The organism is Actinomycetospora succinea, from assembly GCF_004363095.1.
Lineage (GTDB): Bacteria > Actinomycetota > Actinomycetes > Mycobacteriales > Pseudonocardiaceae > Actinomycetospora > Actinomycetospora succinea.
Genome location: NZ_SNYO01000003.1, coordinates 744,418 through 756,314, shown reverse-complemented (window position 1 = coordinate 756,314; position 11,897 = coordinate 744,418). Strand labels below are relative to the sequence as shown.

Annotated in this window: 12 protein-coding genes; 5 read left to right on the top strand and 7 right to left on the bottom strand. The window is 74.4% G+C overall.

Annotation, left to right across the window (positions count from 1 at the left end; all coding sequences use genetic code 11):
• Positions 1 to 86 precede the first annotated feature (86 nt).
• Genes macS through EV188_RS14850 form a run of 3 tightly spaced genes read left to right on the top strand, consistent with a single transcriptional unit; the run spans position 87 to position 2,625 of the window.
• Positions 87 to 1,256 carry a MacS family sensor histidine kinase gene (macS, locus tag EV188_RS14860; RefSeq protein WP_243741697.1) on the top strand — a complete coding sequence of 390 codons (1,170 nt, stop codon included), beginning with the start codon at positions 87 to 89 and terminating at the stop codon, positions 1,254 to 1,256.
• On the top strand, positions 1,256 to 1,882 hold the full coding sequence (locus tag EV188_RS14855) for a response regulator (RefSeq protein WP_133827134.1): 627 nt from the start codon (positions 1,256 to 1,258) through the stop codon (positions 1,880 to 1,882). The genes macS and EV188_RS14855 overlap by 1 nt, the downstream gene beginning before the upstream one ends.
• A gap of 47 nt (positions 1,883 to 1,929) precedes the next feature.
• Positions 1,930 to 2,625, top strand: coding sequence for a VC0807 family protein (locus EV188_RS14850; protein ID WP_133827003.1), 696 nt, complete (start codon positions 1,930 to 1,932; stop codon positions 2,623 to 2,625).
• Here EV188_RS14850 and EV188_RS14845 read toward each other — a convergent pair.
• Entirely contained in the window at positions 2,622 to 3,164 is a 543-nt protein-coding gene (locus EV188_RS14845; RefSeq protein ID WP_133827002.1) for a PadR family transcriptional regulator, read from the bottom strand. The two genes, EV188_RS14850 and EV188_RS14845, sit on opposite strands and share 4 nt — an antisense overlap.
• A 73-nt stretch (positions 3,165 to 3,237) precedes the next feature.
• Here EV188_RS14845 and EV188_RS14840 point away from each other — a divergent pair, with 73 nt between their 5' ends.
• Complete coding sequence (locus tag EV188_RS14840) at positions 3,238 to 4,623, top strand: carotenoid oxygenase family protein (RefSeq protein ID WP_133827001.1); 1,386 nt, start codon at positions 3,238 to 3,240, stop codon at positions 4,621 to 4,623.
• A 46-nt stretch (positions 4,624 to 4,669) separates the two neighbouring features.
• Here EV188_RS14840 and EV188_RS14835 read toward each other — a convergent pair whose 3' ends face one another.
• From EV188_RS14835 to EV188_RS14820, 4 genes are all read right to left on the bottom strand, one after another.
• Positions 4,670 to 5,473, bottom strand: coding sequence for a SirB1 family protein (locus EV188_RS14835; RefSeq protein WP_166659888.1), 804 nt, complete (start codon positions 5,471 to 5,473; stop codon positions 4,670 to 4,672).
• Positions 5,474 to 5,523: 50 nt separating this feature from the next.
• Positions 5,524 to 7,056, bottom strand: a complete 1,533-nt coding sequence (locus EV188_RS14830) for an N-acetylmuramoyl-L-alanine amidase (RefSeq protein WP_133826999.1) — start codon at positions 7,054 to 7,056, stop codon at positions 5,524 to 5,526.
• Between the two features lie 181 nt (positions 7,057 to 7,237).
• Positions 7,238 to 7,840, bottom strand: a complete 603-nt coding sequence (locus EV188_RS14825; RefSeq protein ID WP_133826998.1) for a hypothetical protein — start codon at positions 7,838 to 7,840, stop codon at positions 7,238 to 7,240.
• A 34-nt stretch (positions 7,841 to 7,874) separates the two neighbouring features.
• A complete protein-coding gene (locus EV188_RS14820; RefSeq protein ID WP_133826997.1) occupies positions 7,875 to 8,522 on the bottom strand; it encodes a hypothetical protein in 648 nt (215 codons plus the stop codon).
• A gap of 240 nt (positions 8,523 to 8,762) precedes the next feature.
• Between EV188_RS14820 and EV188_RS14815 the strand changes: the two genes are divergently transcribed.
• Positions 8,763 to 10,274 carry a carboxylesterase/lipase family protein gene (locus EV188_RS14815; protein ID WP_133826996.1) on the top strand — a complete coding sequence of 504 codons (1,512 nt, stop codon included), beginning with the start codon at positions 8,763 to 8,765 and terminating at the stop codon, positions 10,272 to 10,274.
• Here the strand turns inward: EV188_RS14815 and EV188_RS14810 are convergent.
• The gene (locus EV188_RS14810; protein ID WP_133826995.1) at positions 10,271 to 10,528 is read right to left on the bottom strand and encodes a hypothetical protein; all 258 of its coding nucleotides are present in this window, start codon (positions 10,526 to 10,528) and stop codon (positions 10,271 to 10,273) included. The genes EV188_RS14815 and EV188_RS14810 overlap by 4 nt on opposite strands.
• Positions 10,529 to 10,566: 38 nt before the next feature.
• Positions 10,567 to 11,874, bottom strand: a complete 1,308-nt coding sequence (locus tag EV188_RS14805; RefSeq protein WP_133826994.1) for an SLC13 family permease — start codon at positions 11,872 to 11,874, stop codon at positions 10,567 to 10,569.
• Positions 11,875 to 11,897: the final 23 nt, after the last annotated feature.

Here is an 11,897-nt window from a genome sequence, read left to right as displayed (position 1 = left end):
TAGTTCCCCGCATCCACCGACGGGCGACCCGCACCAGGCTGTCCGGTGTGCCGGATACGCTCGCGCCTCGCGCCCGGGGAGGTGACGTGACGACCGCCGACGTCTCCCTGCGCGCGCGGGCGCACCCCCACCTCGTCCCGCTCTGGCGTGGCCTCGTGGTCTACCGGGTGGTCGCGCTGGTCGCGGTGCTCGTGAACGCGGTGCGCTTCGGCGGCGCGTGGGCGCACCCGGCGCTCGGCATCGCGGTCGTCGTCGCGATGGCCGTCTGGACCGCGGTCTCCTCGGCGCGCTACCTGCGCGTCGGCGATCCGCTCACCGCGTGCCTCGACCTCGTGCTGACGGTCCTGGCCACCGCCTCGACGCTGCTCGTCGACACCCCGGAACGGGTCGCCGCCGGCGGATCGGTGATCACCACCGTCTGGTCGGCGGGGCCGGTGCTGGCGCTGGCGATCGCGCTCGGCTGGCGCGGCGGGCTCGGCGGCGCGCTCGTGACGATCACGGTCCTCTTCGGCGTGCGGCGGGCCCTCGACGCCGACCTGCTGTTCGACGCGCAGCTGCTCCTGGTCGCCGGGCTCGCCGTCGGGCTGGCCGCGGACACGATGCGCCGCTCGGTCGAGAAGCTGCGCGCCGCCACCGCGCTCGAGGCGGCCACCGCGGAGCGCGAGCGCCTCGCCCGCGACATCCACGACGGCGTGCTGCAGGTCCTCGCCCTCGTGCGCCGCCGGGGCGCCGAACTGGCGCGGGTCGACCAGGAAGCGCCCGCCCTCGAGCTCGCCCGCCTCGCCGGCGAGCAGGAGGTGGCGCTGCGTCGCCTGATCACCTCCGCGCCCGTCGCCGGCCCCGACGGCACCGTCGACCTCTCCTCACGCCTCGCCGGCGTCGTCCCGGCGCACGCGTCGCTCGCCGTCCCCGCGGAGCCGGTGATGCTGCCCGTCGCGGTGGTGGACGAGCTCGCGGCCGTCGTGCGCGAGGCCGCCACCAACGCCGCCGCGCACGCCGGGCCCGACGCCGGGCTGTGGGTGCTCGTCGAGGACGACCCCGCGCAGGTCACGGTGAGCCTGCGCGACGACGGCGTCGGCATCCCCGAGGGCCGCCTGGAGCAGGCGGCGGCCGAGGGCCACCTGGGGGTCGCCGGGTCGATGCGCGGACGCGTGCAGGGCCTCGGCGGCACCATCGACCTGCACACCGCGCCCGGTGAGGGCACCGAGTGGGAGATCGTCGTCCCCCGGAGGAGGAGATCGTCGTGGTCCGCGTGATGGTCGTCGACGACCACCCGATCTGGCGCGAGGGCGTCGCCCGCGATCTCGAGGAGCGCGGGGTGGAGGTCGTCGCGACGGCCCCCGACGGCGCCGCGGCCGTGCGGATCGCGCGGGCGGTGCGCCCCGACGTCGTCCTCATGGACCTGCAGCTCCCGGAGCTCTCCGGCGCCGAGGCGACCGCGCAGGTCCGCGAGGCGCTCCCGGACACCCAGGTGCTCGTGCTGTCGGCCAGCGCCGAGCAGGGCGACGTGCTGGGCGCGGTACGGGCCGGCGCGACGGGCTACCTGACCAAGTCGGCGGCGATGGAGGAGCTGGTCGACGCGATCGGGCGCACCGCCGAGGGGCAGGCGGTGTTCTCGCCCGGGCTGGCCGGGCTGGTGCTCGGCGAGTACCGGCGCCGCGAGACCGAGGCCCCCGACGAGCCGCAGCTGACCCCGCGCGAGACCGAGGTGCTGCGCCTCGTCGCCAAGGGACTGACGGCCCGGGCGATCGCGGCACGGCTGACGCTGTCGCACCGCACGGTGGAGAACCACGTCCAGAACTCCCTGCGCAAGCTGCAGCTCACCAACCGCGTGGAGCTGACGCGATATGCCATCGAGCGCGGTCTGGACGTCGACGAGTGACATGTCCTGATTGACATGTCGCATCGGACAGGTGGATGCTCTCGGGCATGGACCGAGAGACCGACACCGGTGAGCAGGAGGGGCGCGGCGGCGTCCTGCGGCACTTCTCCGGCCTCCTGTGGGACGTCGGCCTCCCGCTCGTCGGCTACTACGGGCTGCACGTCCTCGGCGCGTCCGACTGGGTCGCCCTGCTCGTCGCCACCCTCGCGGCCGGCGTCCGCCTGGTCTGGGTCGCGGTCCGCGCCCGGCAGGTGACGTGGTTCGCCGCGGTGATGCTCGGCGTGTTCGGCCTCGGCCTCGCGCTGGCGTTCGTCGGCGGCGACCCGCGGTTCCTGCTGCTCAAGGACTCGTTCGGCACGGCATTCGTCGGCATCGTGTTCCTCGCGAGCCTGTTCGCCGGCAAGCCCCTGACGCTCTCGGCGTTCCAGACGTGGCAGCCGCGCGGCGCCGCGGAGATGGAGGAGCTCTACCGGACCCTCCCGCCCATCCGGACGATGTTCCGCCGCAGCGCCGTGGTCTGGGGCGTCGGGCTGCTACTCGAGGCCACGCTGCGCATCCCGCTGATCTACCTGCTCCCGATCGACGTCATGGTCGGGCTGTCCACGGGGATGATGGTCGCGACGATCGTCGGGCTCTCGATCTGGAACGCCTGGTACGGCCGGCGCGCCGGCGCGAAGGCCAGGGCGTGGGCGGCCGAGCACCTGGACGAGTCGGAGGACGGCGAGCGTCCCGCCGTCGCCTAGGTGCCCGCGGGCGCCGCGGCCCCGAGCCGCTCCAGACTCCAGAGCGCCCAGCCGTGCACGGCCTCGTACTGGCGCAGCCCGTACTCGCCGGCCAGCCGGCCGAAGGGCAGCGGGTCGCCGGGGACGTGCTCGGCGTCGTCGGCCTCCATGATCGGGCGCAGGTTCTCGATCTCGGCGAGGCAGTGTGCGGCGATGCCCTCGAGCAGGCGGCGGGCGTCTTCGGCGTCGAGCGACTGCACGAGGAACATCCGCAGGACCGTCTCGTCGCGGACGTTCGCCTGCTCGGGCCAGTGCAGCATCCAGCGCCGCAGCTCGGTGCGGCCGTCGTCGGTGAGCGCGTAGGTCTTGCGCCCGCGCGGCCCCGTCTCGTCGACGACGACCTGCCCGGCCTCCGACATCTTCGCGAGCTCCGGGTAGATGCGGCTGTGGCCGGCCTGCCAGGCGTAGCGACCGATGCTGCCGTCGAAGGCGCGGGTGAGGTCGTAGCCGCTGGCCGGACCGTGGGCGAGCAGACCCAGGAGGGCGTGGCGCAGCGACATGGTCCGGACGCTACCAGTCCACCTGGACATGTCCAGGTTGACAGGTCGCTCGTCGGCGGGCGACGCTGGCGCGATGACCACCACGCCCTCGTCGCTCGGCCGCCGTCCGGAGCTGGGCGGGCGGTTCACGCCGGTGCCCGACGAGATCGACGCCGTCGACCTCCCCGTCGAGGGCACGTTGCCCCCGGAGCTGACCGGACGGTACGTGCGCAACGGTCCGAACCCGCTGCCGGGCGAGGAGTCGACGCACCTGTTCACCGGCCACGGGATGCTGCACGGCGTGCGGCTGCGCGACGGGCGCGCGGAGTGGTACCGCAACCGCTGGGTGCGCACCGGCGCGCTCGAGGGCCGCCCGTTCCTCTCCGAGGCCGGCGTCGACCTCACCGCCGTCCCCGCGAACACCCACGTGATCGAGCACGGCGGACGCCTGTTCGCGCTGGTCGAGAACGGTCTGCCCTACGAGGTCGACGGCGAGCTCGCCACGGTCGGGCCCTGCGACTTCGGCGGACGGCTCACGACGGCCATGACGGCGCACCCCAAGACCGACCCGGTCTCGGGCGATCTGCACTTCTTCGGCTACTCGCCCTTCCCGCCGTACCTGACCTACCACCGGCTCTCCGCCGCCGGGCAGGACCTCGTGAGCCGCGAGGTCGCCGTCGCCGGGCCGACGATGATGCACGACTTCGCGATCACCGCCGAGCACGTCGTGTGGCTGGACCTGCCGCTGACGTTCCAGTGGGAGCGGATGGCGACGGGCATGCCGTTCGGGTGGGACGACGCCTACGGCGCGCGGCTCGGCGTGATGCGCCAGGACGCCCCGGCGTGCGCGGTGACGTGGTTCGACGTCGACCCCTGCTACGTGTTCCACGTCGGCGGCGCGTGCACCGACGCCGACGGGCGGGTGGTGGTCGACGGGGCGCGCTACGCCCCGGCGGACGTCGCGCTCATGTGGGGCACGCCGGTGCCCGGCGACCCGGCCGCGCTCGCCGCGGCCACGGGCACCGCGCGGATGCACCGCTGGACGCTCGACCCGCGCGACGGCTCGGTCGCCGAGACCGCGCTGGAGGACCGGGGCGTCGAGTTCCCGACGATCGACGAGTCGCTGGTCGGGCGGCCCTCGCGCTGGCGCTACGCGATCGCCGACCGGGGCGTGCGGGGCGAGCGGGCCGGCGCGGTGGTCAAGGTCGACGCCGACGGGACGCTCGCGGCGCACGAGCTGGGGCCGGACGTCGTGGCCGGCGAGGCGGTGTTCGTGCCGTCCGCAGACGCCGGCCGGGCCGAGGACGACGGCTGGCTGATCACGATCACGACGACGCGCGACGGCGCCGCCTCGCAGCTGCTGGTGCTCGACGCGACCGAGGTCGCGGGCGCCCCGGTCGCCGCCGTCACCCTGCCCCGCGGCGTCCCCTCGGGCTTCCACGGGTCCTGGTTCCCGGATGGCCTGCGGCCACGTGAGTGATCTGGGTCGTCCTGACGACCCATATCACTCACGTGGGCGGAGCCCATCAGTTCAGGTGGGCCCGCCAGCCGCGGGCGTGGCGGCGCAGGGCGGCGGCGTCGTCGGGCAGCACCTCTGCCCACTCCTCGAGCAGCTCGCCGGCCTCGCGGAACGCCGCACGACGGCCACGGACCTCCGCCAGCTCGGCCACCTCGACCGCGCTGACCCCGGGCAGGCCGAGGCGCATGCGCAGCACCCAGCCCAGCTCGGCGAGGTCCCCGCGCGAGCGGTGGATGCCGCGCAGGTTGGTCAGCATGCGCACGAGCACCGCCTCGGCGCCGATCGGGGCGAGCAGGGCGTCGTCGAACGGCACCTCGGGCCCGAGCCCCGTCGACTCGCGGAAGCGCCGGATGCACTGCTCGCGGTCGAGCATCTCGCCGGTGAACGGGTCGAGGTGCTGGAGCGCGCCCGTCGGGTGCACGAGGAAGTGGCCCGGCATGCCGACCGGCTCGAGCCCCAGACCGGCGCGCCGCCCGACCTCGATGCACACCACCGCGAGGGTGATCGGGATGCCGGCGCGGCGGGCGAGGACCTGGGTCAGCGAGGAGTTGCGCGGGTCGTAGTAGTCCTCGCGGTCGCCGTGGAAGCCCTCCTCGACGTACAGGCGGCGCACCAGGTCGTCGTAGTCGCCCACCCCGGAGGCCAGCCGGTCGAGCTCGGCGCGGGCGCCGTCGACGTCGGCGTCCGGGTCGGCCGCGCGGGCGATCTCCAGGACGCCCTCGAGCAGGTCGGGGCGGCCGGTCCCCACCAGCGTCAGGAACCGCTTCACGGCGCCGTCGACGGCCGCGCGCCGGGCCGCGTCGTCGTCCACCCCGCGCATCCTGCCGTGCACGGCGGCAGAACGCCGGGGGAACGAGCTGCTCAGACCCCGTCACGCACCGTGTTGGCCGCCCGGTCCCAGGTCAGCGCGCCGTGCTGGAACGCCTGCGCGCGCCCGCCCGGGACGTCGTGCTCGGCGCCCGTGGGGTAGCCGAGCGCCGAGCCCTCGGCACCGGCCTGCCGCCAGTGCTCGGCGATCGCGCCGGTGAGCGGCCACGCGCCGGTGCTCGGCGACCAGATCACGGTGCCGTGCTCGAAGGTCGTGACGCGCCCCGCCCCGTCGGACGTCGGCGACTCGACGCGGGTCGGCTCGCCGAGCGACGCGCGCTGCGCCGACCAGGCCGTCCGCACGTCGCTCGCCGACTCGGTGATCAGCCGTTGGACCTGGTCGCGCAGCGGGTCCATCTGGGCGTAGCCCGCGTCCCCGGGGCAGGAGGTGTTCCCGACGTCGCGGTGGGCGAAGAGCGCGGGCACCGTCGTCGACTTGCCCTTCGGGAACCGCGACGTGCCGCCGCCCGCCGAGGTGAGCTGGACCTGCTCGCGCGGGTCGCGGTAGAGCCCGCCGAGCTTCCACGCCGCGATCGCCGCGACCGAGTTCAGGGCGGCCGGCGTCGGGGGCTCGGTCATGTAGTTGCCCATCATCGCGATGCCCCACGTCTCGCGGTTGAACCCGCCCGCGTGGGCCGCCACGACGGCCTTGTCCATCCCGCCGGCACGACCCTCGAAGATCGTTCCGTACTTGTCGACGAGGGCGTTGTAGCCGATGTCGCCCCAGCCCTGCTTCTGCGTGTGGTACGCGAAGATCGCGCGGACGATCGCCGGCGAGTCGGCCGGGCTGTAGTCGTTCGACTCGCTGGTGTGGTGGATGGTCACCGCGCGCACGGTCGGCGTGGTCTCGGGGCCCCACGTCGCCTTGGTCTCGTCGGCGCCCCACTGCGAGCGGCTGACGTACTGCGGCGCCGCCGGCCCGCGCGCGGACCCCAGGGCGCCGATCGCCCGGTCGTTGCTGCCGACCCCCGGGTCGATGCGCACGACCTGCACCTCGTCGGTGACCGGCGCACCGGCCCGCAGCGCGCGCACCTGCACCGCGGTGCGCTCGCCCACCCAGATCGGGTCGGTGCCGCCGGCCTGCGGCGCGCCCTCGGGCGGCGCGTCCTTCTCGCTGCCGGCCGGGTCGAGACCGGTCCAGGTGCCCCACTGCCCGGCGGCGTCGGTGGAGCGCACCTCCACCGAGTCGGGCGCGGGGCCGGTCCACGTCACGGCGACGAGGCGCAGCGGCTGGTCCCCGCGGACCTCGCGCGCCCCCGTCGCGTCCCGGGCGCCCGGCGTGAAGCCCATCGACGACACGCCCGACGCCACCGGGGCCGCGGGCGGCAGCGCGGCGGGGGGCATGACGGCGTGCGCGGGGTCGAGCTGGCGCACGCCCGCCGGCGCGGCCATGTCGATGCCGGCCGGGACCGCGGGGGCCCCGGGGTCCGGTGGCGCCGGCTGGGCCGTCGCCGGGGCGGGCAGCAGGAGCACCGCGGCCGCGGTCAGCGCGACCGTGCCCATCCGCGCCCGCGCCGCACGACGCACACGCCTCCTCGGAGCCCCGGACCCGGCCATCACGCACACACCCCCGCTCACTCGGCGGTATCCCCGTGATCCGCCGGGGCCCACCATGACCCCCACACGAGCACCATCCATCACACCACGCGCCAAAGGCGCCCAGTCGGGTGACTTTGCGTGACAATCTAGGTGCGGTGCGTCATACGGGTCACAGGTGCGCCTGGGCGAACATCGCCACCGTGCGCATCGCCATCGCGTCCGCCCCGGCGCCGATCGGCCCGGCGACGACGGGGATGAGCTTGGTGACGTTGAGGGCGCCGCGCCGCGTGAACCGCGAGGTGAGCCGGAAGCCGATCCGCGTGTCGAGCTGCGCGCGGACCTCCGGCGGCAGGCCGCGCAGCCCGTGGAGCAGCGAGGCGTTGACCAGGTCGATCCGGGTGCGCTCCGCGAGCTCGACACCGTCGCCGCCGAGCACGCAGATCAGCGCGGCGGTGCGTACGACCGGGTCGTCGAGGTCGCGGCCGCGCAGGTGGGCCACGGCCGCCGACAGCCGCGTACCGAGCAGGTAGAGCCCCGTGGTGCCGGCCGGGGCGGTGACGACGAGCGTCGCCGCGCCCCCGAGGCTCGTCAGCAGGCCCGAGCTCGCCGCCAGCCGCACGTGCGAGCCGACGACCCGGCGCACCGCGGCCTCGACGTCGTCGTCCACGGCCGCGAGCGCGTCGCCGGCCACCGACGCCGCCCCGGCGAACGGGCCGATCCCGCCGACCGCGCGCCGCCAGAGCTCGTCGACCAGGGTGTCGGGGAGAGGCACGCTCCCAGTGTCGCGCCTCCCGTGATCTCTCAGCTCACCCGGCGAGGTCGCACGCGGCGGTGAGGGTGCCGACCCAGGCCTGGCCGCGGTCGCGGTCCCGGGCGCGCTCGAGCCGGGCGCGCTGCACGTCCTCCCGCGTCCAGGTGAGGACCCGGGCATCGATGCGAGCGCCGTAGAAGGCGTCGACGACGAGCTCGGCGAGGTGGTGGTCCGCGCTCGCGATCTCCTTGTACTCCCAGATCGCGAGCAGCCGGTCCGGCGGCTCCCCGAGCGCGCCGATGCTGTCGAGCATCGCGACCGCCGTCGCGCCCTCCGGGTCGTCGGGGTGGGTGTCGAGCAGCGCCGACCAGACCGCGTCGACGACGTCGCGGACCGCGTCGCGCTCGAGGTCGCTCCAGCCCTCCCAGTTCTCGGCGATCCGGGTGAGGACGGTGCGCAGGTCCACGCGGTCGTCCGTGAGCGCCCGGCGCAGGAGCCACGGGGTGAGCGCCCGCAGGTCGTCGGCGGTGCCGAGGGTGTTGCCGAGGGCGAGCGCGAGCGTCAGCGGGTCGGCGTTCGCCACCCACACCTCGCCGTGGCAGTGGGGGCACCCGGCCAGCACGTCCGGGGGTGGGGTCGCCACGAAGGCGGCCTCCACTCCCCACAGCGCGGCGTCCACCCCCGCGTCGGTCTGCACGTCCATCGAGACAGATCCTCGGCACTCGCAACGCGACACGCTGGGCCGTTAGGGCGAATATCCATCTGTTGTGTGACCCTGCGTGGCACGACGTACCGCCGAGCGTGGCAGCACGCCCACTCGTCTTGTCGTCGAGGGCCTCCGCCAGCGGCCGCGACACGCCCGGGACGGGTGACGATCGGCCCCTTTCCGCTCCATCGATCACATCGGGCAGCGCGCCGGCCACCCGTCCCACAGACTCGGAGTATGCGTTCGCGGCACCAGATCACCGTCCCGGGTCCGGAGGTCAAGACCACCGGCGGCGTCGTCCGCGGCATCACCACCCACGGCGTGCACACCTGGCGCGGCGTCCCGTACGCGGCGCCGCCGGTCGAGGAGCTCCGGTTCCGCGCGCCGCAGCCGGTGGTGCCCTGGGAGGGCGTGCGCGACGGCTCGCGCTACGGGCCCGTGCCGGTCCAGGAGCGCATCGGCGAGTTCATCGGCGCCGGCAAGGAGACGCCGATGGGCGAGGACTGCCTGACGCTCAACGTCACCGCGCCGACCACCGTGTCCGACGAGCCGCGCCCGGTGATGGTGTGGTTCTACGGCGGGGCCTTCGTCGTCGGCGCGTCCTCCGCGCCGACCTACCGCGGCTACGACTTCGCCCGCCGCGGCGACGTCGTCTACGTCAGCGTGAACTACCGCCTCGGCGCCCTCGGGTACCTCGACTTCTCCGCCTACGGGACGCCGGAGCGGCCGATCGAGTCGAACCTCGGGCTGCGCGACCAGATCGCCGCGCTCGAGTGGGTCCGCGACAACATCGCGGCCTTCGGCGGCGACCCCGACCAGGTCACGATCTTCGGCGAGTCGGCCGGAGCGATCTCGGTGACGACGCTGATGGCCACGCCGTCCGCGCACGGGCTGTTCCACCGCGCGATCGCCGAGAGCTCCGCGCCGGGCATGGTGTTCGGCCAGCGGCGGGCCCGGGCCTGGGCCGCCGGCTTCGTCACCGCGCTCGGGGCGGACGACGACCCGCTCGCCGGGCTGACCGGCGCGACCCCGCGCCAGTTGCTGGGCGCCGCGCAGGTCCTGCGCGACCACCTCGGCGACCAGCCCGGCACCATCCCGACCGCGCCCGTCGTCGACGGCGACCTGCTGCCCGAGTCACCGCTCGACGCGTTCGAGGGCGGCCGCGCCGCGGACGTGCCGCTGATCATCGGCACGAACGACACCGAGGGTCGCCTGTTCGAGCTGCCCCGCATGCGCCTCGACGTGCTCGTCAGCGAGGAGCGGGCGCACACGATGTTCGCGCTGACTCAACCGGAGCTGCGCGACCAGGTGCTCGCCGCCTACGAGGACCAGCCGTTCCGCAAGGACCTCGGCGGCGACTACATGTTCTGGTACCCGTCGGTGCGGATCATGCAGGCGCACCGCGGGCCGGTGTGGGCCTACCGCTACGACCTCACCACGCCGGTCCTGAACCTCATGGGCGTGCGGGCCACCCACGGCATGGAGCTCTACCCCGTCTTCGGGCTCGCGGACTCGAGCGCCGGGAAGTGGCTCACCGCCCTCGGCGGGCGCCGGTCGCTGCGCGCGATGCAGGAGCGGGTGCAGGCCGACTGGATCCGCTTCGCGCGCGAGGGCGCCCCGGCGTCGCACTGGCCGCAGTACGACCCGGAGACCCGGCTGACGAAGATCCTCGACCGCACCGACCGCATCGAGTCCGACCCCCGCCGCGAGCGCCGCCTCGCGTGGGAGGGGTTCCGCGGGTACGACTAGGTCGAGCGCGCCTTCCGCTTGCGCTGCGCCGCGTAGAGCGTGATCGCCGCGGCGACGACCGCGACGACGACGAAGACGATCCCGAACAGGACGTCGTCGAGCACCAGGAAGAAGATCAGGGCGACGCCGATCGAGAGGATCGTCCCGATCGTGCCGATCCCGACGTTGAGCTTGAGCTCGCTCTGCTTCTCCGGCGTGTGGTCCGGGTCGGCGGCGGGGTTGCGGGCCCGGCGGGCAGCGCTGTCCTCGGTCATGGGACCGGACTACCCGGCTCCCCGCGCCGGTCGAACCCCTACAGCCAGCCGGGCAGGACGAGCAGCGCCCACGCCAGCAGCGGCCCCGTCGCGACGACGATCCCGCTGTAGACGAGCATCCGGCGGTAGAAGGCCTCCCGGTCGATGTCCTCCGGGGTCGACGCCAGCACGAGCGCGCCGTTGGTGGAGAACGGGCTGACGTCGACGATCGTGCTCGCCACGGCCAGCGCCGCGACCATCCCGATCGCGCTCACCGACCCCTGCTGCAGGAACGGCAGCGCCAGCGGGATCGCGACGCCGAGGATGCCCGCCGACGACGCGAACGCCGACAGCACGCCGCCGAGGTAGCAGAGCAGCAGCGCGGCGATCAGGGGCACGCCGAGCGCCACGATCCCGTTGCCGACGACGTCCACCGTGCCGGCCTCCTGGAGCACGCCGACGTACGTGATCACGCCGCAGACCAGTAGGACCGTCGACCAGGCGATGCCCTTGGCCGCCTCGCGGTGCCCGGCCGGGCAGAGGATCCCGAGGGTCACGGCGATCGCCAGCGACAGCACGCCGACGTCGAGGCCGAACGCGACCGTGCCGACGGCGAGGGTGAGGATGCCGATGAGCGTCAGGATCTGCGCCTTGCCGACGACCGGCGCCTGGTCCGCGTCCTGGTCCTCGTCCTCGGACTCGACCGCCGCGTCACCCCCTGCCGACGGCCGGCCCGCGCCCGTCGGCGCCGCGTGGACGACCTTCACGCCCGTCAGCGACCGGCCGCCGAGCACCACGAAGATCACGCCGGCGATCACCACGTTGATCACGAGCGGAGCGAGGAACAGCGTCGTCGCGCTGAACGGGATGCCGGTCGGCACGACGACGCCGGCCACGAAGGTCCCGTAGACGCTGATCGGCGAGAACGCCCCCGCCAGCGACCCGTGGATCACCATCATGCCCATGAGCAGCATGTTCACGCCGTAGCGGCGGGCGAACGGCATCGCCAGCGGCGCCACGATCGCCACCGCGAACAGCGCCCCGATCGCCGAGAACACCGCGGACAGCGTGAAGAAGATCCAGGGTGCGGCGACGAGGTGCCCGCGCACGAGCCGCATCGACCAGCGCACGAGCAGGTCGACCGTGCCGTTCTGGTGCGCGACGGCGAAGAGGTAGGTCAGCCCGACGAGGATGAGGAACAGGTCGCCCGGGAACTCGGCGAGGACGTCGTCGAGGCTCATCCCGGCGAGCAGCACGCCCACACCGGCGGCGGCGACGAAGCCGAGCGCGCCGAGGTTCACCGGCAGCACCGTCGCGATGACGAACATCGCCACCAGCACGACGATCGACACGATCACGGGCGTCATGCGCGCACCTCCCGCCGGCGGGC

Bases quoted from the DNA above. Each gene is read 5' to 3' on its own strand.
- EV188_RS14855 (WP_133827134.1), top strand. From the start codon at position 1,256: ATGGTCGTCGACGACCACCCGATCTGGCGCGAGGGCGTCGCCCGCGAT.
- EV188_RS14850 (WP_133827003.1), top strand. From the start codon at position 1,930: ATGGACCGAGAGACCGACACCGGTGAGCAGGAGGGGCGCGGCGGCGTC.
- EV188_RS14845 (WP_133827002.1), bottom strand. From the start codon at position 3,164: ATGTCGCTGCGCCACGCCCTCCTGGGTCTGCTCGCCCACGGTCCGGCC.
- EV188_RS14840 (WP_133827001.1), top strand. From the start codon at position 3,238: ATGACCACCACGCCCTCGTCGCTCGGCCGCCGTCCGGAGCTGGGCGGG.
- EV188_RS14820 (WP_133826997.1), bottom strand. From the start codon at position 8,522: ATGGACGTGCAGACCGACGCGGGGGTGGACGCCGCGCTGTGGGGAGTG.
- EV188_RS14815 (WP_133826996.1), top strand. From the start codon at position 8,763: ATGCGTTCGCGGCACCAGATCACCGTCCCGGGTCCGGAGGTCAAGACC.
- EV188_RS14810 (WP_133826995.1), bottom strand. From the start codon at position 10,528: ATGACCGAGGACAGCGCTGCCCGCCGGGCCCGCAACCCCGCCGCCGAC.
- EV188_RS14805 (WP_133826994.1), bottom strand. From the start codon at position 11,874: ATGACGCCCGTGATCGTGTCGATCGTCGTGCTGGTGGCGATGTTCGTC.